Below are 24,038 nucleotides of genomic sequence, written 5' to 3'. Positions count from 1 at the left end.
GGTACACTTCCACGACGATTTTGCTTAAGGAGATAGGTATGACGGGTCGACTGCATGTGCAAAACTTACCACTGACCCGTTTATTGCCGACACTCGACACCTCTGAGACCATGATCGAATCGCCCAACTTGGCGCCTCGGCGGCCAATTTCGGCGATTCGCTTTGAACAGGGCCAGTACCGGCTCTCTTCGCTCTTTTGGGGTCTTACGCCGCCCTGGCTGGAGGTGTTGGATCATGCGCCGCACTGCGCCCGGGCCGAAACCCTTGAGTCACGGGCAATGTTTCGCGATGCGTTTAGCGCTCGCCGCTGCGTTATACCGGTCAGCGGTTTTTACGTATGGAAAACTCAGCCACGTAGCAAACAGCCCTACCTAGTGACCCAGGTGTCACGGGCACCGCTGCTGCTGGGTGCTTTATGGTGTCGCTACCATACGACATTAACGGCGTTCACCGATTCCGCCGCACTGATTACCGTGCCCGCTAATGTTTTATTATCGCCGCTAACTGACCGCCTACCGGTTGTCATCCCCAGCCATGCACTATCCGCTTGGCTGCACCCAGATACCGATACCGAAACGCTTAATTCGCTGCTATCGCCCGCTCCTTTGGAACTGTTAGGCGCTTTCCCGGTATCTAAACATGTCAATAATCCCGCCTATCAGTCATCGGCTTGTGCCCACCCTACTGGGTCGATGCTGCGTTGGGCTGTGTCTCAGGAGCTGTAATGTTGCGACCCACTCGTAAAATGCGCTGGCATCATCTTCCCCAGTTCGCGTTGCTTGGTGTTATCGCGAGTCTTGGCATAACGCCACTCGCCTTCGCCGCTAACGATGATGCCATTGCCGATGTTACTACGCCCATCGTTAGTCCTTTTGATAGCCGCGACTATCGCGTTTTGACGCTTGAGAATGGCCTTAATGTCCTACTCGTCAGCGACCCGGAGGCAGACAAGGCCGCAGCATCAATGAACGTGCGCGTGGGCAGCGCTCAAGACCCTGATGATCTTCAGGGATTGGCACATTTTCTTGAGCACATGCTGTTTTTAGGCACCGAGCCGTATCCGGAATCCGATGGCTACCAGCGTTACATTTCAAATAATGCGGGCTCCCATAACGCTTTCACTGCCCAGCAGGACACCAACTACTTCTTTGATATTGAGCCATCGGCACTGCCCGGTGCACTTGATCGCTTTAGCGAATTTTTCCTTTCACCGCTGTTTAACGCCGATCACCTAGAGAGTGAGCGCAACATCGTCCACTCTGAATATATGGCGCGCATTCGTGATGAATCACGACGCGAAAGCGATGTGCTCAATCAACTGCTCAACCCTGACAATCCGACCACGGGGTTTGCCGTAGGTAGCAGAGAGACCTTGGCCAGCCCGCCTGAAGGCGAAGCGACGCTGCGCGAGCGGGTGATTGATTTCTACCATCAGCATTACGACGCTAATGTGATGAACTTAGCGATTGTGGCGCCGCAACCGCTGGATCAGTTAGAAGAGTTGGTCGTCGAGCGCTTTGCCGAGATTCCCGACAATGACCTAAGCGTTCCTACCATTGACGCTCCCCTGATCGATGCCGACACCCTGCCGCGGTATATCGAACGCCAATCGCTGCAGGATCGCCGCCAATTACGCTTCTACTATCCAGTACCCGACCCAACCGATGACTATCGCAGCAAACCGACGCAACTCATCGCTCACCTACTCGGCGACGAAGGCGATGGCAGCCTACTCGCCGTGCTGCGTGAAGCAGGACTCGCCGATGGCCTTTCCGCAGGCGTTGGACGTGGCGACGGTAACGATGCCTTATTTACTGTTTCCATCAGCCTGACACCGGCGGGCGCCGAGCGTTTAGACGATATCGAAGCCACCCTGTTTGCCGCTATTGAGCAGTTACGTAACGACGGCCTGAGCGACTGGCGCTATGACGAGCAAGCAAGCCTTAACGAGCAAGCTTTCCGCTTCCAGCAGCATGGCGCGCCCTCTCAGGAAGCGACCCGGCTTTCAATGAGCCTTTCGCGCTACCCGGTAGAAGACGTGCAGTACGCGGCTTACCGCATGGATGGGCCAGATGCAGAGCGCCAGCAGGCTTATCTGGATGCCCTAACGCCAGATAATATGCTGCGCTTCTACTCGGCGCCGGATATTGAAAGCGATACCGTCTCACCTTGGTTCAATACCCAATGGAAAGAGCAAGCACCCGCTCAACCGGGTCAGGCACTTGGCGGTTTAGACCTCCCTGGCCCTAACCCCTTTATTGCCAGTGACTTAACGCTCATAGAGGGTCAAGATGAGCGCCCCAGCCTGTTAGTCGATACGCCGTCGTTTAGCGCTTGGCATATGCAGAATGACCGTTTCAATACTCCAAGCGTTGAGTGGCGCGTCAGCTTACAGAACCCAAGCGCAAGTTACTCCGCTGAAGAAGCGGTGCTCACGCGGCTGCTTGCCAGTTGGCTGAACGACAGCCTGAACGAATCCCTCTACCCCGCGTGGCTGGCAGGTCAGTCGTTTAGTGCCTACCCCCACGCCCGCGGCATGACGCTCTCATTCTCGGGGTGGCGGGATGGCCAGACCCCGTTGATCGAACAAGCGATCGAGCAGCTTAAAACCGCAAACATAACCGACGGCGCCTTTGAACGCGTTCGGTACCAGTTGCAACGTGAGTGGCGCAATGCCCCTCAGGCGTCGCTGTATGGCCAGGCCAGCCGCACCCTCGGTGAAGCTCTGCTAACGCCACAGTGGTCCAACGCTGATTTACTCACTGCCAGTGAGCGCTTTGAACGCAGCCATTTAGAAGATTTCCGAGAGCGGTTTTTAGATGACCTCTACGTCGATGCCATGGCGGTGGGTAATCTGGGCGCCGAACTGGCACAAGAGCAGGCGAAGCTGATGCGTGATCAGCTCCAGCCGCGGCTCACCCGCAACGACATTGCCAACCTAACCCCGCTTGCCGTGAGCGAAGAGCATAGCGTGCTGCACCCTCACAGCTCGCGGGATGAGTCTTTGGTACTGCGTTACCTGCAGGGTCGCGACCAGACACCAGAGGAGCAGGCCACCAGCATGGTTATCGCCCGCTGGTTAGAAACGCCCTTCTACCAACAGCTGCGCACGGAGCAACAGCTCGGCTACATCGTTAACGCTGGTTATTCGCCGCTGCTGGAAGCGCCAGGCATTGCGCTCATGGTGCAATCACCCGACGTAGAGAGCGGCACCATTGCCGAGCGGATGGATGCATTTCTAGACGAGGCTAGCCAGCGACTTGAGCAACTTAGCGAGGATGAATTAGCCTCTTATCGCCAAGCCGTTCACGACCAGCTGCGCCAGCGCGATACCAGCTTAGCAGGCATGGCCAACCGCTACTGGCAGGCAACAGCATCGGATGAGGTGCGTTTTGATCGCCGCGACCAACTGGCCGAGCTGGTGATGGACGTTAGCCTGGAGGATATAGAGGCGCTGTGGCCAGCGCTTCGCAAACACACTCTCGATATACGCTTCAATCCAGGCGACGAACCCAGCGATGTCAGCGCATACCGCGAAGCGCGCTCGCCAATGACCAAAGAGCGCACTGAATAAATCCACTGTTAGTCCACGGGTGCTGGCTCAGGCGTCAAACGCCTGGGCCGGCATCATGGCCTCAACGAACATCACTAGCTCTTCCAGAATCTGGCGCTCGCGGTCCGTGAGGGTTTGCTGATTGTATTGAGCAATTTCCCGCGCAAACGCCTTTAACGTAAAGCCCGCCAGTGCAGGATCATTGATGCGCATCCAGCGATACGCCTCCCACTGCTCACGCTCTTCGCCTTCCAATGTATCGGGATAACTGCGCGCACGAAAACGGAACAGCATCTCCTCCAAGCGCGAATCTTGAAACGCAAAGCGCTGCCCTACCAGATCCCACGGCTCCATCTCCCGCACACGCTCCATCTGCTGACGGTCCGCGGCAGAGAAGAAACTGCCAGAATAGAGCATTAGATCAGGGTCTTGCGGCTCATCTTCATAGCCTGCACTAAATACCTCAGCCACTTTGGCGGCAACACCACTGGTATCACGCAGGGTTTTCCAATGCTGCCGACAGGCCGCTACATCCAAGCCTAAGCGCTTAACGATAGTGCCATATTCACCCTGCTTCGGCCCATCGACGTCTTTTAGGGCGCTTGCGGGGAACACCACCGGGCAGCGATTGATATGAATCACTTTCAGCGGAATGCGCGCCTCGCCTTCGGTCAAATCCTGCTGACTGACAAACACGCGTTCACGAATCTGCTCTGCGCTCATGCTCAGCATATCGCTGGGATCCACGCTTAAATCGTAAACGATCACCCCGTTTGGGTTAGTCGGGTGCTCGGCCAGGGGCATCACTAACGCACTACAGCCACGACTGGCGGGGTAACGGCGGGAGATATGCAGCAGCGGTTTGGCGTTGGGCAAGTCGAGCTGCTTAGCCACCGCGCGCTTTCCGCGCAGGCCAAGCAGATAGTCGAACAGCTTCGCATTGCGCGCTTTTAACAAGCGAGCCAGCGCGATAGTGGCGCGCACATCAGCGACCGCATCGTGAGCGCCCTCATGGGCAATGCCATTAGCGGCGGTTAAGTGTTCAAGTTTAAAGCTTGGCGCGCCATCATCACGCAGCGGCCACTCAATACCCGCCGGGCGAAGCGCATAAAAGGCACGCACAATATCAATTAAATCCCAGCGGGAGTTGCCGTTTTGCCACTCACGGGCATAAGGGTCGAGTAGCGTGCGGTAAAACAGATGGCGGGAAACTTCATCATCAAATCGCAAGCTGTTATAGCCCACGACACACGTGCCCGGCTCGCTCATATGGCGTTGAATCTCGCCCGCAAACTCTGCTTCGGGGAGGCCATGGCGCTGGGCTTTTTGCGGGGTGATCCCGGTAATCAGGCAGGCAGCAGGATGGGGTAGATAATCATCGGCAGGCTTGCAATACAGCTCAATCGGCTCGCCAATCTCGTTTAGCTCGGCGTCGGTACGCAGCGCGGCAAACTGAGCGGGGCGATCACGACGTGGGTCAGCCCCGAAGGTTTCATAGTCATGCCAAAGAAAGCTGGCAGGGGCAGCATTAGGTGATGCCATGAACAAACACTCCGCTGGGCAATGAAAAGCCCAAGCCTAGCACACCCACCGCCCCTTTCGCCTCGTCTTCAGTGCTGGCACTTAGTTAAGTGCTCAGCTCTTTGGAAGCGTAACGTTAAGCTCCAGCACAGAGCAGTTATCTTCGCTATCTAGCGAAATTTGAATAGCATCATCGTCCACTTTCACATAACGACGAATCACCTCTAGCAGTTCGCGCTCAAGCATCGGCATATAGTCAGGCTGACCACGTTGACCACGCTGATGAGCCACAATAATTTGCAAACGTTCTTTGGCTACCGAGGCGGATTTCCTGCGCTCACGCTTCAAGAACTCCAGCAGTTTCATCGACGACCTCCCCCGAACATGCGGCTCAGCAGGCTTTTGCGTTGCGTTTCATGGAAACGCAGCGGCATATCCTCGCCAAGCAGGCGCGATACCGTGTCGCTATAGGCTTGACCTGCGTCGCTCGCGATATCGTGGGTCACTGGCACACCCTGGTTCGACGCGCGCAGAACGGCTTCTGACTCGGGAATCAAACCCAGCAGATTAATCGCTAAAATTTCGCGAATGTCGTCAAGCGTTAGCATGTCGCCAGATGTCACTCGCTCGGGATTGTAGCGAGTGACCAGCAGGTGCTCTTTGATGGGGTCTTCACCCTGCTCGGCGCGACGTGTCTTCGAGGCCAGCAGCCCTAAAATACGGTCTGAATCGCGTACTGAGGATACTTCAGGATTAGTGACCACAATCGCTTCGTCAGCAAAATACATGGCCAACTGCGCACCGCGCTCAATACCAGCGGGCGAATCGCAGAGAATGAAATCGAAATCTTCTTTCAATTTTTCCAGAATTTCGGCGACGCCTTCCTGGGTCAACGCATCTTTATCGCGGGTTTGTGAAGCGGGTAAAATAAACAAATTCTCAACACGCTTATCACGAATCAGCGCTTGATTGAGCCCTGCTTCGCCTTGAATCACGTTAACTAAATCGTACACCACACGGCGCTCGCAACCCATGATGAGATCAAGGTTGCGCAGGCCCACATCAAAATCAATCACTACCGTTTTTTTACCGCGCAGTGCAAGACCTGTGGCAATTGCCGCCGCGCTGGTGGTTTTGCCGACCCCTCCTTTACCAGAGGTCACTACAATTATTTTAGCCAAGAGTCACTTCCTTCTTGAAGTCGTTCGTCGCGAGCGCGAGTTCAACAGCGCTCTGCGCATAACGAGAACGTCAATGTCATCAACATGCCATACTGTAACGGATAGCGTCTTCGGCGTCGCTAGGCGTGAAGCACCAACGCACCCTCATACAAAAACCTTAGCCTAGCGGCTTAATTTCAAGCTGCTCTTTTGTAAAGTGAACTTCCGCGGGTCGACCTGAAAGCTGCGGATCAATATCTTCAGAACGTTTATAATTACCCGCCACTGACAGCAGCTCGGCTTCCAATTCACGGCAGTAAATACCCGCATGAGTATTACCATGGATGCCCGCTAACGCACGTCCACGCAGGGCGCCATAAACATGAATACTGCCTGCGGCCAAGACCTCCGCCCCGGCATTTACCGCCCCAATTACCACCAAATCACCTTCAGAAGCACTTACCTGCTGCCCCGAACGAACGGTGCCACGGTAAAGCCGCGTAGCCAGTGCTGGCATTTCGGCTTCGCTGGCTATCTCTTCAGGGGTAACCTCATGCACGGGCGTGCTGCTGACACTCTCCAGTATACGACCGCGGCCCTCTTCAACGGGAGGAAACCAGCCCAAGCCCAGCGCCCACGCAGATTGACGTACGGGCTCGGGCCCACCGCGCACCGCCACCGGCAGTAGCTTGTGATCGCGGCACACGGCGCAAATACGCTCAAGGGCTAAGTGTGGTTCATCTAGCTTTTCCACGCTGAGCACAACCGGTGTATGCTGAAAGAAAGCAGGCGACTGGGAAAGTTTGCCAGCCAACTGCTGACGGATTCGTTCCGGATCGGCACTACTTAGCTCCATGACGGTCATCGGCAGCATGCCGCCTTTGAAGGTAAAGGCCACTGCGGCACTATCCACGTTAAGGCTCATGGCCGAACTCCCTGTCATGTTCAGATAAGATAAAGGTAGCGCACTATCACCTATTGTGGTCTAGAAAATAGTCGCTCACCACATCATAGTAATGCCAAGCTAAGCGACAGCGACGATGACTGCAACTATCAAAGTCGCCGACGACTGATTTTTTTCATGCTACGCATCTCATATAGCAGGATGATTCATGCACGGACTGTTAAGACGCCTGTTCGCTCCTAGGTGGCAGCATCCCGACCCCGAGGTACGCCGTCAGGCCCTCCAGCGACTTGACCCTCAACAAACAGAACAGCGCCAAGCGCTGCAGTCGCTCGCTCAAGATAGCGATAGCCAAATTCGCCTTGCCGCGCTGCTGGCCCTGGACGATTGCGCGGGGCTTATCGATGCTTATCCAAATTATCAGCAGGATGAAGCTTGGTTCAATGCCGTTTGCCAACGACTAAGCGGGCGTGAAGGCCATACTGACCTGCAGCAACGTCAAGCGCTGGTTGAACGGATTGAAGAGCCGCGAGTACTCAGCGCGGTCGCCTTGCAGGCCGACAATCTTACTTTACGCTTAATGGCTCTGGACAAGCTTACGGATCAAAATGACCTGATTCATCAGGCTTGCCATAACGGCGTGGCCGCCGTCCGCCATCAGGCTGCCGAGCGCATTGAGGATGAAGAGGGGCTGAAGCGGTTATTAAAAGAGGCGCGCCGTGACCGTCAGGTTGTTCGCTTGGCGCGGGAACGGCTTAACCGTTTGCGCAGCGACGCCCAGTGGCTGGAAGCTGAAGAGCAGCAGCGCGAAACGCTGCTTAACCAACTCGAGCAACATGCCAGTGCGCCTTGGGAACCGCTTTACGGCGGGCGCTTCCGGCATCTTGAGCGGCAGTGGGAACAACTCACTCAACCGCCCAGCATTGAGCAGGAGCAGCGTTTCCACCAAGCGCTGCTCAATTGCCGCAAAACACTGCGCGATCATGAAACCCGAGAGCAGGCTCGCCAACAGAGCATAGAGCGGCAAGACGAAGCTGAGAATACCCGAGAACAGTTGCTTGAAGGCCTAGAAGAGACGCTTGACGGGCTGCGCCACGCCTCAGCGATGACCGTACAGGATATCGACAGCCTGCGCGCCCAACGCCATCTACTCGGCCAGCGCTGGCAAACCCTTTCCGACATGCACCCGCCCAGCGACACCATGCGTCAACGCTACACGTTGGCGATTCAGCATTATGACCAGTGCTTAGAGGCTTGGCAGCGATGGTGCACGGTCAGTACTACGATGGAAACAGCGCTGGCGAATGGGGATCAAGCCACCCTGGCCGTACAGATTAGCGAGTGCCAATGGCCCGAGGCTTTAACGCCGCCCGCGCTGCTCGGCCGCGCCCAAGCGAGCCTTAATGCTGAAAGCGCGACGCCCTCGCAGCCTACCGAAGACCAGGCAACCCTTGCTGCCTATAGCGGCGAACTCGACACCTTCGAACAGTTCCTAGAGCGCGGAGCTTTCAAAAGCGCCAGCCGCCTTCACCAGCGCCTTAAACCGCGCATTGAGGGGCTGGAAAGCGCCGCTGCTCAACCGCTTAAAACACGCTTGAAACATTTAGCAGCACGACTAGCAGAACTACGCGATTGGCGAGGGTTTGTCGCCGGGCCTAAGCGCGAGCAGCTTTGTGCCAGCATTGAAGCGCTGGCCAACGACCTCCACATGGCTGAAGAAGCGCTTGACCGTCACCACCTTCAATTGGTCAAAGAGTGGAAATCCCTGGGTGATGCGGCGGCCAACCGTGAGCAGTCAGCTCGTTTTCGCAGCGCATCAGATCGCATTCATGAACGCCTCTCACCCTGGCGGGATCAACTGAGCGAAGAACGCGAGGCTAACCTTCAAGCCCGTGAAGCGCTATGCAACCAGCTTGAAAGCCTCTTGGCTCAGCCTGCCGAAGATGCCGATCCGGATGTACTTCGGCAAATTCGCGACAAAGCACGCCTACAATGGCGCCACTATAGCCCAGTGCCCCGTGACCGCTCTGAAGCCGTTGGGCGCCGCTTCGGCACTATTCGCCATCAGCTACAGACGTTGATTGATCAACGTGCCGAGACAATCGCCTCACAAAAACGCGAGCTGATTGGCCAGGTGACCGCTCTACGCAGCGATGACAACCAACCGTTAGCACAGCGCATCCACTTAACCAAACAGCTACAGCATCAGTGGCGTTCGCTAGGCCGTGCACCCAAAGGCGAAGAACAGACCCTATGGAAAACCTTTCGTCATGAGTGTGATCAGCTTTTTGCCCAGCGCGATGCGCATAAGAGTGAGCAAGCGGCACGTCAACAGCAGCAGCTTGACGAGATGCAAACACTGATCGACCAAATGGATAGCTGGCAGCCTATTGAGGCCAGCGAAGCAGCCACACTGGATAACTTTCTAAACCAGGCTAACCAGCTCGAACCGCTGCCACGCAATCGCCGTAGTGAAGGCATGCAGCGGCGCATGAGTGGCATTGTGCGGGCGCGTCGCGAACGCTTGAATCGACTCGCCGTCGCCAATACCGTTCAGCAGTGGCACGCTATCATGCCGTTAGTGAATGCTCACTTGGCCGCTGACCAGCACTACCTGAGAGAGGGCATCCAAAACGATGTCGATGCGCAAGCAGTACTCAGCGCCGCTCTACCCGCCTGCTTTAGCGAGGCACATAACACTCGCAACCAGCAGCGTCACCGCATAGCGGTGCCGCTCTCTGACAATGATCATGCCCAGCTGGCTGAGTCCCTTGCAAGATTAAGGGTGCACCTCTCGATGCTGGCCGTCGGTAGCGTCAGGCAAAGCGATGAGCCACTGCGACTCGCCATTCAGGTAGAGCGCTTAAATGAAGGCTTCAACCAAGAGCGCAGCCGTGATCAGGAAGTCACTGACATATTAGCCGCACTGCTGGCGCTGGGGCCGCTACCTGCCGCGCTGTGGGGTGCTGAAGTGGAAGAAATGGATAACCTACTGGGCCGGCTGACTCGGGTTCCACTGCCTTAGCGATGGTTAGGCGTATTGTTCAATAACAACGGGAGGCTGATAGCCTCCCGTTTTTCGTTTCTCCCTGGTAAGGGAGCTTGCGCCTATCAGCCTATGGCGAACCACTAACCCATAAACTGACCACCGTTGATATCGATGTTAGCACCGGTAATAAATCCAGACTCCTTATCGGCTAAGAAAGTGACCAAGCGGCCAATCTCTTCTGGCGTGCCATAGCGCTTGACTGGGATTGTTTCCCGAATGGCTTCGCGCACTTTTTCTGGAATATTCATGATCATATCGGTAGCAATATAGCCGGGCGATACGGTATTGACAGTAATCCCCTTGGTCGCTGTTTCCTGCGCAAGCGACATGGTTAAGCCGTGCATACCAGCCTTAGCTGCCGCGTAGTTCACTTGGCCAAACTGGCCTTTACGACCATTGATAGAGGAAATATTAATAATCCGGCCGTAACCATTCTCAAGCATCATCTCAATGACACTGCGGCAGGTGTTAAAAACACTATTTAGATTGGTATCGAGCACTTCATACCACTGCTCGTAAGACATTTTCTTCATGGTGCCGTCACGGGTAATACCCGCACAGTTCACTAGCACACTGATGGATCCGTATTTGTCATGGATTTCGCGGGCACCTTCCAGGCAGGCATTGTGGTCAGCAAGGTCGACACCGGACAGCTCAATATTGTTATAACCGTCAGCATGCTGCGATTCCAGCCAGGTTTTGGCCTTATCGGGGTTGCGGTAACCCGCGACGACCAGATAACCCGCCTCTGCCAACGAACGACAAATTGCCGTACCGATACCACCAGTTCCACCAGTTACCCAGGCGACGGGGGCTTGATTGGCCATTGACTACCTCCCTGATATGACAAATGGCTTGGATCTAACAGCACGCACATTGCGTCGCAAGCCATTGTGAAAAAGCGCATCTGCGCTTGTATTACCCTAGTGCATAATTCGCTTTTGCAATGCACCAACGTAAGCTTTTTGTTATGGCTACCTGAAGCATAGCTGCAGTCCCTTCATGTTGCAGCAGGATGCTCGCCACTGCTATAAGCCGAACGTGTTAATACCACTATTGACTTACCGTAAAATATCTGTAGAATACGCCACACGTTGATGCGGGGTGGAGCAGTCTGGTAGCTCGTCGGGCTCATAACCCGAAGGTCATCGGTTCAAATCCGGTCCCCGCTACCAATATTTTAAAAGGCAGATCAGTTACTTACTGATCTGCCTTTTTTTATGCCTGCCGTTTCAAAACGCTCTGTGCCCAAATTGTGCCCACGCTGTGCCTAAACTTTATATCTCTTCTTAATCTTCCAGCACTAATGTGACCTTCAGGCTACCTGCGCCATTTTTTCTACCTATCTTATTCAACGCGTTCAGGTGTCGGTCGGGGCACTTATTTCTTCCTTGATATGAGTGACCAGCTGCTCGATTTCACAATCGAAGTAGTAACATAGCTTGTCGAGATTATCAGTCACTGTGCTGTGGCCTGGATGATTGATAATTTTCGATAACGTCATTCGATTGATACCTGTTTCTTTCGCTATCTCGCCGATCGTAATTCTGCGCCGTTCTGCAAACTCCTTCTCTGCAACCAGCTCTTTTAAGTGATACCGAATCATCTCTTTACCCAATATGATTATAAAAATTATCAAAAAGGTGTTGAAATAATCATTTGATTGTATATATTAATAATCTAACGATTAAAAGTATTATCAAATGATCACCAGCATGAGGAGATAGTCTCATGGACTGCACTTTTTTGACAACGGAAGAACTCGCATCGCGGATCAAATATGATGCGCGAACCATCCGCCAGCAACTCAAAGACAGCGTGCTCATCGAAGGCACTCATTACATCCGCCCCTTTGGCCGCAGGAAGATCCTTTATATTTGGGAAGCTATCCAAGAAGAAATGCTTCAAGCGACTCCTCGTCAGCAAGCAATTGCCATTCCTATGGCTAACGGAGGAGTATGTCATGGGTAAAGTTAGAGCCCGTAAAGAGAGCAAAAAGCTTTTTATCGACTTCCGACATGATGGCCAGCGTTTTCGGGAACAAACCCTGCTTGACGATAATGCAAAAAATCGTAAGCAACTGGAGCTCCTTTTACAGCGCATGGAAGCGAAAATGCTGCTCGGCGAATTCAATTATGCCGAGTTCTTCCCAAACAGCAGCAATTTGCAAAAATTAAAAGTTCACCAGCCCACTAATTCTTCTGAACATGAGAATGCTAGCAATTTAGGTACACCGCTCTTCAACGTTTTTGCGGAACAGTGGTTTGAGGAAAGCAAAATCCAGTGGCGAGCTTCCCATGTACGCAATGTGAGCTCAATCCTTGATAGCTCGCTTAAGCCAGCATTTGGAAAAAAGCCCACCGGAGATATCACCAAGGCGGATATCCTTGCATTCCGCGCCAAGCTCGCCAAACGCAGGGGGCGCGGGGCGACGGGAGTTGTTGCGCCCAAGACAATTAATAGCCATATGACCATCCTGCGTATGGTGCTCGATGAGGCGGCCGAGCGTTTCGATTTCGAGACGCCGTACAAGAATATCAAGCCGCTGAAACTGCAGAAAACCCACATCGAGCCGTTTTCTCTGCATGAAGTCCAACGCATTATCGATAATGTCCGCCCAGACTATCGTAACTACTACACCGTGCGTTTTTTTACCGGCATGCGTACCGGCGAAGTGGATGGATTGAAGTGGAAAAACGTTGATTTCGCCAAACGAGAAATTTTAGTGCGCGAAACGTTGATTAATGGCGAGACGGAATACACCAAAACTGATGGCTCGCAACGGGAAATCCCCATGTTCGGGCAGGTGTTTGACGCACTCAAGACCCAGTACGCCGCGACCGGGCAAAAGAGCCAATACGTGTTCTGCAATCAACTAGGGCAGCCTCTCGATCACAATAACGTAACGAAGCGTGTGTGGTATCCCTTGTTAATGTCTCTTGGGCTAACTAAAAGGCGTCCGTATCAAACGCGCCACACCGCTGCGACACTTTTTCTGGCCTCGGGCGAAAACCCAGAGTGGGTTGCTCGGATGCTGGGCCACAGCTCCACCGAAATGCTGTTCAAGGTCTATTCGCGTTACGTCCCTAATGCCACGCGCATGGATGGCTCAGCCTTTGAGCGTTTACTCGGCAATACCACCCCGGCCAAGTCACAGAAGGAGCGTCATCATGAAACGGCTTAAAAAAGCATCGACACATCTGTCTCGCATCTTCACGGGGACTTACCGGCTTACGGGTCGCGTGGTGGTCTTTGACGACGCAAAAACGCCTTTCTTGAAGCTGCGCTTGAGCGATTGTGCGGGAGATCATATTGCGATGCTCAACTTGGAGAAAACATCGGTACCCGAGCGCATTGGCCACCTGGACTTTGTCACCGCCTCTGGTGTGAAGTGCTTATCAGGCCAATTCGTTCTTGATGAATTTCGCAAGGCGCACCGTGAGGAAGTGGCTTCACTGGATACGCTACAGTCCCTGCCACGTGTGTACTGCCCCGTACCGGAGACATTTGACGGACTTATTGGCACCGCACAATCGCTAACGTCCCATCACTTACGTACTTTTTTGTCACGGGTACTGGAGCGTAAAGAGCGACTTGAAGCATTTCTGAATGCGCCAGGTAGCCGTAACTATCACCACGCTTACCCAGGCGGTTTGCTGCAACATTCATTGGAAGTTGCCAATCACTCGGTAGCGATGCTGCGTCTTAACGAGCCAACTATGCCTCGCCTCATGCAGGAAGCATGTTTCGTGGGAGGGCTGTTGCACGATATTGGCAAGACATACACCTACGACTCCAAAGGCAAGCCAAACGCTGCGTGGAAGCTCTGTAGTCATGATGTGTTTACGCTAGAAGCTTGTGCCTATGGGCTTGCATACCTGGATGCTCATGAACCCGACATTGCGATGACACTTCGCCATTTGTGGACGTGTGCTTCGCCAGGGTCGCGCTACGGACAGCCTGCAGCAATGACTCTGGCCCGCTATATCCGCGACGCGGATGGACAAAGCGCGATGGCCGATAACCAGCAGCGGGCTTTTCGCCATCAATCTAGCAAAGGATTTGGTAGGATTGGTCAAAACCTCTTTTGGCAGCCTCAACTCTCTACTGCTGCATCGCACTAATGCGCCCCAAGCGTTTTCATCGGAGCCGTCAGCTTCTTTTGTGGCGGCTTTAACAGAGCAAAAAGGGTAAATTTCATGACCATGCAATGTGAACGCACACGCTCAATCATTCAGGCTCGTGAGTTCTTAATCGAGCTCAGCCAGAACACTAATCTTCCAGAAGCTACCCGCACAGCTGCGAAGGCACTAGCCGTCACGGATGGAGATACTGGACGCTGGCAAACTAGAGTAGCATCTCACTGATGGATACATCTTCCAACCTATTTTTCAGCTCAGTTATTGAGGGAATAGTTTGTTGCGCACTAAAGCTATTGTCGTTTCACATCGGCAACTAAAGAAGCCACTGGCATGCTCTCGCAATTTCGCTTGAGTTTATCGTAGCGTGTCGCGATAGCCTGGGAATGCTTCATTCGTGCAAACTCATTCTCGACCAAGTCCCAATAGCGATATAACCCTATATCTAAGCTGGAACTTCCTTTTCTTGCGGCCCGCTTTCGAGAAAGCACAGGGTGCATATTGTGTACATAGACCTGCTGGCGAATAGTGCCACCGCCATAGCCTTTATCAGCCACTAGCGCCTAGCTGGCAGGTAACTCGGCAAACCGCGCCGGAGCTCCCTATTGTCATACAACTAATCTCCCTTGAGCCTGAAGGCAACTGGGAGTCCGTAAGCAACAACTGCCAAATAAATCTTGCTGGGATTACCCGCGCGGCTTTTGCCAATGCCTCAGTAACGTCACTAGCAGCGCCTGCGCTGTACTGATGCTCCTTGGTATAGATGTCATCAATAAAGAACCATTCGACATCGGGACGTTCACCATGGCGTTGAAGATAGCCGTCAATTTGCAAGCTGAACACCAGATATTGAAGCATCTATAGATCGTGTGCCAGTGGCCAAAGACTTCGGGTAAATCACGCCATGACCAGCCGAAGAGCATTCGGTAAAGAGCTCCTTCTATTGTCATTCGTGGATCGATCGGGCTTTAGATAAATGCTTTATTTAAGCAGGATAATTTTCTGCTCCGAACAGCGCTCATTGTTGAGCATTAATCGAGGCATTACAGGCTCGTTAGGTGGGGGCTTGGTAACCTCTACTCTGCGGGTTTGGTTTTATTTTGAAAAAATTCCTGTCCAGAAATTTCAATAGCCCCTAGTAAAGAAAGGAAATGCATTGCCTGTGCTAGATTGAACCGCCCCGTCTTTACCGGAGACTCCATATCTTGAGAGGATGGAGTTATGAACTCACCAAAACGATATTCCCCGGAAGTCCGAGAGCGGGCTGTTCGGTTAGTCATTGAACAGCAAGGCGAATACCCGTCCAAGTGGGCGGCGATCTGTTCCATTGCCAGCAAGTTCGGTTGTACACCAGAGACCTTGAGAGACTGGTGCAAACGCACAGAACTCACGCAGGAAAACAGCTCGGTTAACCTGGCTGAACATGAACGACTCAAGCAGCTAGAGCGTGAAAACACCGAATTGAAGCGTGCCAATGAAATTCTCCGTAAGGCGGCTGCTTTTTTCGCCCAGGCGGAGCTCGACCGCAAACCCAACTGATGGTGTCATTTATCGACGAACATCGTGCTCAGTTCGGGGTCGAGTCGATTTGTAGCCAGCTGCCAATTGCCCCATCGACGTATTACCACCACAATGCACTGGAGGCCAATCCCGAACGGCGGGCAGATCGATATCGGCAGGATGCGTTTCTTACGACTGAGATCCAGCGAGTATGGGAAGAAAACTTCTGCGTTTACGGTGCCCGTAAGGTCTGGCGGCAACTCCGTCGTGAAGGCGTTAATGTTGCCCGTTGCACCGTAGAACGGTTCATGCGCCGCCTGGGAATTCGCGGCGTGGTGCGAGGCCAACGCCCCTTCACGACCATTAGTGATCCAGGCCAGAAACGAGCACCTGATTTAGTGAAACGTAACTTTACGGCCATGCGTCCTAATCAGCTTTGGGTGGCCGGTTTTACCTATGGTGTGCCTCGACCCTGACGGCTGCGGGAAGCAGTTGAAAGGGCACAAGCATGACTGGAATACCTTCGTGTCAGACAGGATGTTCTCAGCGAAGGGCGGCTCTCTGCTGTGAGAGAGCTTGAGCCGAAGCGGCGGTGACCTGCTGTGCACTGGCAGGGTGACGTAACCCGTGGGAAACGAGATGTGAGGCGAAGCCGTTACGCCAAGATGCATCTCTAGGCTGAGTACGGAAAGGTTGAGGAACACGAACCGATTCATCCGCGTCTGTGGGCTGAACATGGCTTTTAGCCACGCTTGAATGGAGAGCCGTATGCGCTGAAAGGTGCACGTACGGTTCGGAGAGGAGAAGCAAGGAAATAGTACGACTACGCCCTGCTTCTTACTCTACTCGCTACCTGGTCTGGCTTCGTTTACGTTGCGTTCGTTGTCAATATTTATGCACGTTGTATCGTAGGTTGGCGTGTAGCGACGTCGATGAAAACAGCACTGGTGCTGGACGCTCTGGAACAAGCTCTGTGGGCACGAAAACACAGACAAGGGTTGATCCACCATAGTGATAGTAATACTGAGAGATGCCAGGTGTTCCTGGGTTGACCTGACTCACATAGCGATCGACCTATACTGAAAGGACCTGGTGCCGTAAGGGTTCTCGGGTCTCCTGACCCTCATTCTGATCGACCCGGGTAGTGTGTCTTTCCACGGACCTGTCGGTGATCCGGGAGCACCTGACGGCGAGGGCTCACCTCGTCGATGCATGTGACCCAAGAAGGGCCTGACTCTCGGTGCCTGTCTCGTTACTGTCATGTCCAGGTTATCGCACTTGGTGAAGCCACCTTGAACAGATAGTCTGGAGAGCCATCATGACTCAGCATCACATTGATCACCATGACATTGTCGGGGGCGTCGATACCCACAAAGATCTACATGTGGCCGCTGTCGTGGATACACATGACCGGGTGCTTGGTACCGCCAGCTTTCCGACCACCCGGCATGGCTACAAGACCATGCTCGCCTGGATGCGTAGCTTCGGTGAGCTCAGCCGCGTAGGCATCGAGTGCACCGGGACCTATGGGGCTGGTTTGCTGCGTTACTTGCAGCGCACCGGCATCACTGTCCTGGAGGTCACGACACCCGATAAGACCGTCCGCCGAAAGCGTGGCAAGAACGATACCATTGATGCGGAGAATGCCGCCCACGCGGCATATGCGGGCGTCCGTACCGTAACCCCAAAGACCCGTGATGGCATGATTGAGGCTTTGCGCGTACTGAAGGTCTGCCGGAAGACCGCCGTGGCTGCTCGCCGTGTGGCGCTTCAGATGATCCAGACCCAGGTGATCTCGGCACCAGAAGAGCTGCGCGATCAGCTGCGCAACATGTCGCGGATGAAGTTGATTCGAACGCTGGCTGCATGGCGCCCTGATATGAGTGGATATCGGGACGTCACAATGGCCTACCGCATCGCATTGAAATCTCTTGCTCGCCGTTACCTGGAGCTGCATGACGAGGTGGCCGATCTTGATGTCATGATCAAGGCTATCGTCGATGAGTTGGCACCAGAGCTGGTGTCAAGAACGGCGGTCGGCTATGAATCGGCAGCTCAGTTGCTGATCACGGCGGGGGACAATCCGAACCGCCTTGGCTCAGAAGCCAGCTTTGCAGCGCTATGTGGTGTTAGTCCTATTCCTGCCTCATCAGGTAAGACGCAGCGCCACCGACTCAATCGGGGTGGCGATCGCGCTGCCAATAGTGCACTGCATATCATCGCCATCGGGCGACTGCGCCTGGATGCTGATACTCAGGCATATATTACTCGGCGGGTGGCAGAGGGCCACTCCAAGTTGGAAGCCATCCGATGCCTGAAACGCTATATTGCTCGGGAGCTTTATTATGTGCTGCGCAGCCGTCATCGGGAGATCAATCAGGCGCAAATCGCCACTTGACACTTAGAAGGGCGTCAGAGGAAGCCAATATCTGTCGATCCGCTACACCGAGCGTATGGCTGACGAGGGTATCAATGCCTCTGTAGGCACCACCGGCGACTCCTACGACAATGCGCTGGCCGAGACCATCATCGGCTTGTTCAAAACGGAGGTTGTCCATCATCGTGGCCCATGGAGAGGGCTTGATGCTGTTGAGTATGCCACGCTGGAGTGGGTTGACTGGTTCAACAATCGCCGACTGCTTGAACCCACCGGAAACGTTCCACCAGCAGAACGAGAAAAGACGTATTATCGTCAATTGGAGGAGTTGGGTGAAGCTGCCTGACTCAAACAAACCGGTCTCCGGAACCGGCGCGGTTCACTTTTTTCTATCAAGTAAAAATGGAGGCTATGCAGTTAAACATAGTGTGTCCTAGCGCATCAACACCGGCATTGACGATAACCGCACTCAGCCTAAACTGCTTAGGGCTCGCTACACTGTTTATACAATGATCCGTGGCAGTAAAGCGCCACATACTTTGCGGCACTCTACTTCCGGCTTCCCTAGACATCCAGGCCCAAGGGGCATCGAGCCACTTCATTCATCTATCAATGCCGAGGGGCCCGACGGTTTTTCATCCAAAGGGTAGCTGCAATAAAGTAGAGCACGGTTGGCACCACAATAAGCAGTTGGAAAGTGTCCAGATGCGCCGTGGCATCCACGCCTTGCATCCAAGACCAACCTGCTACTCCCAGGATCACCACAAGACACGCCACTGCTATAAAGTACCAGGGATTGCGCCGCTGTACCGGCAGGCGTTCCGGCGTATCGGTACCCTGAAGCTCAGGTGGGTTAATTGGCCCATACGCGGCCTGATAGAAATCGATCTCCTCTTTGGCAATATCCCCCTGAAAATGGCACAGCAGTGGGTAAGCCATAAAGCTTGTCAGCCACACAGGTATAAAAAGCGTAAAGAGGTGTAGCGAGCCTTCAAACAGGAGTGCTACCCCGACCAGTACACCGATTCCCCAGGCCATAAATGCAGGGCGGTTGTGAGCCATCCCTTGATGCTCACGCCAGAGAGGGCGGATCTTCATTCGGGGCAGTAAGAAGTGCTCCGCCGCAATGATGGCGCCCACCGGGGCAATCAGCATGATGAAATAAGAAAGCACATTGAGCCACTGGGTAAATACGAAGGGGAAGCAAGCAATCAGTGTCGTGGCCAACCCCGTAATCGCGGTTACCCGTGCGCGAGATTGCTCAGGGAAAACCGCCTGGAAGGCAAGTCCCGCACGGTAGAGACTTGGAATCGAGGTAGTCCAACCGGCGATGACCACCGCAATCAACCCCATCGCGCCAAGAATCCGGAAGGAAACACCGCCTGGATCCATCTGGGTTAGCTGAGAGCCTGCCAGCAGTGCGGCGGTAGCGCCCATCAACCCAGCGCAAACCCACGCCATGTAGTGGCCAATGTACATCCCCGCCGCAGAGAAATAACCATACGAGGACTTCCGCGCAAAACGCAGTATCGACATATCGCTCATCCCTAAATGCATGGGCAGGTTGGCGCCCCAGGCCCAGGCGGCAATCACCCACACCGAAATACCGGCAGTCCCTTCAGGCGTTTCGCCAGTCCAGACAAAGGTGTCAACAACACCCGTGAGCGTCGTTAAACCGTCTAATTCCCCCATGTGCAGCAGTATAGGCACCGTCACTACGCCACTGGCCAGGAACATGGTGGCCATCCAAGGTGAGCAGACCGTTGAAAAGTTGGCGATCAGCTTGAACCCTTTAAGGGTCATCCATACCGTAATAGCGCCGACAAACAATACCAGGGCAACAAAACTAATACTCTGCGGGTACCAGGCGGTTTGCGGCGGTATGGTCGTTACCACCCGGAAGGCAGACGCCGATACCGTAATCATCGCCCCCGACACCACGGCAAAAATCAAACCATTAAGAAGATTATAAATGAGCGAAAAGCGCTTACCGGCCAGCCGCTCCAGATACCAGTAAATGGTCATGCGCGAGCGTACGGCCACCGGACTACATATCCAAGCCCATGAAAGAACAGCAAAGAGGTTGCCAATGAGCAGCCCCCACAGCAGGTCACTGGTACTAACGCCCAACGCGACTAACGAGGCGCCGATGACAAACTCGGTGCCCGCCACGTGTTCACCTGCATATGAACCCAGGAAGTACTTGCCGCTTAATTGATGGCTGGGCGGAATGCGCTGATGCTCAAATTCTCCTGTCGGTTGTGGTGTTGATGAGGGAGCGCTCTCACTTGCCGCCGTCGACAGCGCGGGGGTTGGGGTGCTCATGCGCATCTCCTGTTGTTGTTGGGGCTATAAGCACTGAGTGTTTTTAAAGCGTAAACAATCAGACTGCATGGAATTTATATTCTATAATTTTTAATAGCAAATATTTCATTCCATACTTTGGTCGACCCTTAATGCCTAATCCCACGTCAATGTGACCGGCATACGGGTCTGTAGCGACTTCGTGGCGGCATCCGCAATACGCTGGGCACGTAGCGCCGCACCGGCATTTGGGTAATCAACCTGTTCGCCATCAAGCCCACGCACAAAGGTGTCCAGCGCGGCGTAGAACGTAGGTTCTATGCGCTTGAGCCAATCAGCATGCAGTCCATCACTGATCTGTTCACTCCCTTTGTAAATCGAAAGATGGCGATGGGGTTGACGCTGCGATTCGGCCATCCCTTCAGCACCAAACAATTCTACGCGCTCGTCGTAGCCATAGCCGGTGCGCCGTGTACAATCGATCTGCACCAGGGCACCAGAGGCCATGCGCAGCGTAGCAATCGAGGTATCCACGTCACCCGCCTCCCCGATGCTCGGGTCGGACAGCGCTGCGCCGGTCACATGCACTTCTACCGGTACATCGTCGGTGAGCCAGCAGAGCAGATCAAAAAAGTGAATCGCCTGATCACGCATCTGCCCGCCGGACGCTTTAATATAAGCCATGGGCGGTGTTTCCTGAGAGCGGCATGTCATCTGCACCAGCTCAATTTTTCCCAGCTCGCCTGTCATCGCCACTTCCTTGAGGGCGGCGTGACTTTCATCAAAACGACGGTTAAACCCTATCATCAGCGGCACTCCCGCCTCGCGAACGGCGGTCACTGCCTGCTCGGCTCTTCGAGTGTCCAGGTCAATGGGTTTCTCGCAGTAGATCGCCTTTCCCGCATGGGCCGCCCGCTCAACGTAATCCGCGTGAGTCGGGGTCGATGAGGCAATCAAGACGGCATCGATCTCGGTGGTGAATACCTCGTCGATACTAATAGCCAGAGCACCATGCTCAGCGGCCAACGCCTGCGCTTTTTCCACATCGATGTCAGCGATAAAGTCCAACGATACGTTGGAGTGACGAAACAGGTTACGAGCATGCAATGAGCCGATAAAACCCGCCCCTATCAAGGCAAAGCGCTGCATAGAGATACCTCCTTATTGAAACTAAACTAAAGCGCAATGCTTACCCAACGCCCCTGGGCGTTATGAGATTCATCCACCGCCTTAACAAAGCGTACGCCCAAGAGGCCATCGCGGCTGGTTGGAAGCGGTCGATCCTGGCAGGCAGACTGGGCGGTATCGCGATAGCGCTCGATCACATCGGCAATGTCGCTATAAAGATTGGCAAAAGACTCGATAAACCCCTCAGGGTGACCCAACCCTATCCGCGTCAATCGGGCTTGGTCATCGCTCTGGCTATCATGCCCCTGCACGCGTGTTTCACGCCGACCATCTGGATAGTTTAGGGTGAGGTAGTGAGGATCCATCTGGCACCACTCAAGGGACGCCTTATCGCCAAATAGGCGAAAGCGTAAGCCGTGCTCGTGACCTGTTGCCGCCATGCTGACCCAAAGAGATCCGCGCGCCCCGTTAGCCAAGCGTACCTGCAGTTGCGCATCATCAAATACTCGTCGGCCTGGCACGCAGGTGTTTAATTCCGCCGACACTTCAGTGACTTCCTGGCCGCTCACGAAACGCAGCAGTTGATGAGCATGGGTGCCCAAGTCGGAAATCAGGCTGGTGGTGCCAGACTGTGCGGGATCTAGACGCCAGGCGGCCTGCTTGTTATTGAGATCGTCCTCTACGCTTGTCCAAGCCCAGCCGGAGGCGTGCTCCACCATGGCGATGCGTAACTCGCCCAGCGCACCTGCGCGCACAAGGTGGGCTGCCTCACGTACCATGGCATAGGCGCTGTAATTGTGGGTTAGGGCAAACACGAGTCCCCTCGATTCAGCAATGTCATGCAGGCGCTCCGCCTCGTCGAGGTCGCCGGTCATCGGCTTATCGCAAATCACGTGAATGCCGGCCTCCAGGAAAGCGCACGCTACCGGGAAGTGGCTATCGTTAGGGGTGACAATCACCACCGCCTCGATACCACGCTCCCGAGCGCTCTCCTGTAGAGCCATCTGCTCATAGCTTTCGTAAACACGGTCTGGGTCAACCCCCAGCTCGACTGCGGCCTGCTGCGATTTCTCTAGCGAGCGTGAGAAAACACCTGCCACCAGTTCATAGCGATCATCTAGGCGCATGCCCATACGATGTGCTTTGGCGATCCCCGCCCCCGGCCCGCCGCCCACCATGCCTACACGAATCTTGTGTGTCGTCATTGCGCTTTCCTTCTTGCTGCCCGGCTTAGATACGCACCCACTGACCACTATGAGCTGATTCATCCATAGCGGTAATAATGCGCTGGTTGGCGCGGCCAAAAGCAAAGTTGGGGTAGCAGTCGCCCTGCCCGGCGATGCCATGGATCAGGTCATGAATTTCCATGACTTTGATATCGAAAAAGCCCAAACCACCGCCGCCAAAGTCAAACCCGAAGAAGGCGCTGTACTGGGGTACCTGAGAGCCCGCCAGTAGTGTCTTGAAACCGCGGTCACGTTTGTCATCATTGAAACGGAACACCTGCAACTCATTGAAGCGCTCACCGTCCATGTACAGCGTGCCTTCGGTACCCGATATTTCCCAATAGACGCCGAAGACGCGACCTGCGGCGACGCGAGAGCTTTCAATCACACCCGCCGCGCCAGAGGTAAACTTAACCAGCGACTGGGTCTGGTCATCGTTCTCTACAGTGCGCCTTTCTGCGTTCTCCTCCACCTTGCTGGCGTATCCCGCATCGCTGGAAGGCATGGGGCGTTCGGTAATTTGAGTCTGGGCCTGGCAGTTGACTTCCTGAAAGTCCCCCATTAGAAACTGCGCCACGCTGATGATGTGAGCGCCAAGATCACCCAGCGCCCCAGTGCCTGCGCCTTCACGAGAACAGCGCCATGACCAAGGAAGATCGAGTGCATTGAAGAACCCTTGATCAAAGGTGCCGCGGAAGCGAATAGGACGGCCAATCTCCCCCGCGTCAATCAACTGCTTGGCAAGCAGCGCTGCCGGGGTCTTGATGTTGTTGAAGGCCACCATGGTTTTCACACCGGCACGTTCGGCCGCTTCGTGCATTTCGCGGGCCTGGTCATCATTCATGGCCAGCGGCTTTTCACAATAAACATGTTTACCAGCGGCAATGGCGGCCAGGGCCATCTCGTGATGAAGCGCGTTAGGCGAAGTAATATCCACCACGTCCACGTCAGGGTCGGCAATCAGATCACGCCAGTCACCATAGCCTTTCTCAAACCCCAGGCGGCTGCGGGCGGCCTCTGCAGCCTCTTGCCCCTGGTCAGCAATCGCGTAGGGGTGTGGGGTTAGCGGCAGATCGCGGTAGAGCATCCGAGCACGGTGGTAGGCATCGGCGTGCGCCTGCCCCATAAAGCCGCTACCAATCAATCCAATATTCAATGTCGAGGTCATCGGTTTCTC

Annotated in this window: 18 protein-coding genes, 1 tRNA gene, 4 pseudogenes and 1 other annotated feature; of the genes and pseudogenes, 12 read left to right on the top strand and 11 right to left on the bottom strand. The window is 54.4% G+C overall.

Annotation, left to right across the window (positions count from 1 at the left end; all coding sequences use genetic code 11):
- Positions 1-38 precede the first annotated feature (38 nt).
- On the top strand, positions 39-725 hold the full coding sequence (locus tag MLE19_RS04510) for an SOS response-associated peptidase (protein ID WP_240716885.1): 687 nt from the start codon (positions 39-41) through the stop codon (positions 723-725).
- Positions 725-3,574, top strand: coding sequence for an insulinase family protein (locus MLE19_RS04505; protein ID WP_240716884.1), 2,850 nt, complete (start codon positions 725-727; stop codon positions 3,572-3,574). Before MLE19_RS04510 ends, MLE19_RS04505 begins: the two co-directional genes overlap by 1 nt.
- 27 nt (positions 3,575-3,601) lie before the next feature.
- Here MLE19_RS04505 and sbcB read toward each other — a convergent pair whose 3' ends face one another.
- The 4 genes from sbcB to minC all read right to left on the bottom strand — a co-directional run bounded on the left by sbcB (position 3,602) and on the right by minC (position 7,159).
- A complete protein-coding gene (sbcB, locus tag MLE19_RS04500; RefSeq protein WP_240716883.1) occupies positions 3,602-5,095 on the bottom strand; it encodes an exodeoxyribonuclease I in 1,494 nt (497 codons plus the stop codon).
- 93 nt (positions 5,096-5,188) lie between these two features.
- On the bottom strand, positions 5,189-5,440 hold the full coding sequence (gene minE / locus MLE19_RS04495) for a cell division topological specificity factor MinE (RefSeq protein ID WP_240716882.1): 252 nt from the start codon (positions 5,438-5,440) through the stop codon (positions 5,189-5,191).
- Positions 5,437-6,255 (bottom strand): septum site-determining protein MinD, encoded by an 819-nt coding sequence (gene minD / locus MLE19_RS04490; protein WP_240716881.1) that lies wholly within the window; start codon positions 6,253-6,255, stop codon positions 5,437-5,439. The genes minE and minD overlap by 4 nt, the downstream gene beginning before the upstream one ends.
- 157 nt (positions 6,256-6,412) lie before the next feature.
- Positions 6,413-7,159, bottom strand: coding sequence for a septum site-determining protein MinC (minC, locus tag MLE19_RS04485; RefSeq protein ID WP_240716880.1), 747 nt, complete (start codon positions 7,157-7,159; stop codon positions 6,413-6,415).
- 187 nt (positions 7,160-7,346) lie between these two features.
- On the opposite strand from minC, the gene MLE19_RS04480 reads away from it, so the two are divergent.
- Positions 7,347-10,163, top strand: a complete 2,817-nt coding sequence (locus MLE19_RS04480) for a DUF349 domain-containing protein (protein WP_240716879.1) — start codon at positions 7,347-7,349, stop codon at positions 10,161-10,163.
- Positions 10,164-10,267: 104 nt separating this feature from the next.
- Here MLE19_RS04480 and phbB read toward each other — a convergent pair whose 3' ends face one another.
- A complete protein-coding gene (phbB, locus tag MLE19_RS04475) occupies positions 10,268-11,014 on the bottom strand; it encodes an acetoacetyl-CoA reductase (protein ID WP_240716878.1) in 747 nt (248 codons plus the stop codon).
- Between the two features lie 271 nt (positions 11,015-11,285).
- Between phbB and MLE19_RS04470 the strand changes: the two genes are divergently transcribed.
- Positions 11,286-11,362: transfer RNA gene (locus tag MLE19_RS04470), tRNA-Met, on the top strand.
- A 185-nt stretch (positions 11,363-11,547) separates the two neighbouring features.
- Here the strand turns inward: MLE19_RS04470 and MLE19_RS04465 are convergent.
- Positions 11,548-11,793, bottom strand: a complete 246-nt coding sequence (locus MLE19_RS04465) for a helix-turn-helix domain-containing protein (protein WP_240716877.1) — start codon at positions 11,791-11,793, stop codon at positions 11,548-11,550.
- Positions 11,794-11,918: 125 nt separating this feature from the next.
- Between MLE19_RS04465 and MLE19_RS04460 the strand changes: the two genes are divergently transcribed.
- The 4 genes from MLE19_RS04460 (at position 11,919) to MLE19_RS23215 (ending at position 14,554) form a co-directional block, all read left to right on the top strand.
- A complete protein-coding gene (locus MLE19_RS04460; RefSeq protein WP_039860360.1) occupies positions 11,919-12,158 on the top strand; it encodes a hypothetical protein in 240 nt (79 codons plus the stop codon).
- Positions 12,151-13,371: a site-specific integrase gene (locus tag MLE19_RS04455; RefSeq protein WP_240716876.1), complete on the top strand. Its 1,221-nt coding sequence runs from the start codon at positions 12,151-12,153 to the stop codon at positions 13,369-13,371. Before MLE19_RS04460 ends, MLE19_RS04455 begins: the two co-directional genes overlap by 8 nt.
- On the top strand, positions 13,358-14,311 hold the full coding sequence (locus tag MLE19_RS04450; RefSeq protein ID WP_240716875.1) for a TraI domain-containing protein: 954 nt from the start codon (positions 13,358-13,360) through the stop codon (positions 14,309-14,311). The genes MLE19_RS04455 and MLE19_RS04450 overlap by 14 nt, the downstream gene beginning before the upstream one ends.
- A 75-nt stretch (positions 14,312-14,386) precedes the next feature.
- Positions 14,387-14,554 (top strand): BPSL0761 family protein, encoded by a 168-nt coding sequence (locus tag MLE19_RS23215; protein WP_425356797.1) that lies wholly within the window; start codon positions 14,387-14,389, stop codon positions 14,552-14,554.
- Between the two features lie 65 nt (positions 14,555-14,619).
- Here the strand turns inward: MLE19_RS23215 and MLE19_RS04445 are convergent.
- Positions 14,620-15,370, bottom strand: a pseudogene (locus MLE19_RS04445) (IS5 family transposase).
- Positions 15,371-15,547: 177 nt separating this feature from the next.
- Here MLE19_RS04445 and MLE19_RS04440 point away from each other — a divergent pair.
- From MLE19_RS04440 to MLE19_RS04425, 4 genes and pseudogenes are all read left to right on the top strand, one after another.
- Positions 15,548-16,284 (top strand): annotated as a pseudogene (locus MLE19_RS04440) (IS3 family transposase); the annotation flags it as partial.
- Positions 15,823-15,939: a sequence feature (AL1L pseudoknot), on the top strand. (Overlaps the previous pseudogene by 117 nt.)
- A 381-nt stretch (positions 16,285-16,665) precedes the next feature.
- Positions 16,666-16,854, top strand: a pseudogene (locus MLE19_RS04435) (DDE-type integrase/transposase/recombinase); the annotation flags it as partial.
- Between the two features lie 290 nt (positions 16,855-17,144).
- Complete coding sequence (locus MLE19_RS04430) at positions 17,145-18,224, top strand: IS110 family transposase (RefSeq protein ID WP_240716874.1); 1,080 nt, start codon at positions 17,145-17,147, stop codon at positions 18,222-18,224.
- 16 nt (positions 18,225-18,240) lie between these two features.
- Positions 18,241-18,549 (top strand): annotated as a pseudogene (locus MLE19_RS04425) (integrase core domain-containing protein); the annotation flags it as partial.
- Between the two features lie 263 nt (positions 18,550-18,812).
- Here MLE19_RS04425 and MLE19_RS04420 read toward each other — a convergent pair.
- From MLE19_RS04420 to MLE19_RS04405, 4 genes are all read right to left on the bottom strand, one after another.
- Positions 18,813-20,528, bottom strand: a complete 1,716-nt coding sequence (locus MLE19_RS04420) for a purine-cytosine permease family protein (RefSeq protein ID WP_240716873.1) — start codon at positions 20,526-20,528, stop codon at positions 18,813-18,815.
- 135 nt (positions 20,529-20,663) lie between these two features.
- A complete protein-coding gene (locus MLE19_RS04415) occupies positions 20,664-21,656 on the bottom strand; it encodes a Gfo/Idh/MocA family protein (protein WP_240716872.1) in 993 nt (330 codons plus the stop codon).
- Between the two features lie 26 nt (positions 21,657-21,682).
- Entirely contained in the window at positions 21,683-22,840 is a 1,158-nt protein-coding gene (locus MLE19_RS04410) for a Gfo/Idh/MocA family protein (RefSeq protein ID WP_240716871.1), read from the bottom strand.
- Positions 22,841-22,865: 25 nt separating this feature from the next.
- Entirely contained in the window at positions 22,866-24,029 is a 1,164-nt protein-coding gene (locus tag MLE19_RS04405; RefSeq protein ID WP_240716870.1) for a Gfo/Idh/MocA family protein, read from the bottom strand.
- Between the last annotated feature and the right edge of the window lie 9 nt (positions 24,030-24,038).

The organism is Vreelandella neptunia (genome assembly GCF_022489065.1).
Classification (GTDB): domain Bacteria; phylum Pseudomonadota; class Gammaproteobacteria; order Pseudomonadales; family Halomonadaceae; genus Vreelandella; species Vreelandella neptunia_A.
This window is presented reverse-complemented; position numbering and strand designations above follow the sequence as displayed.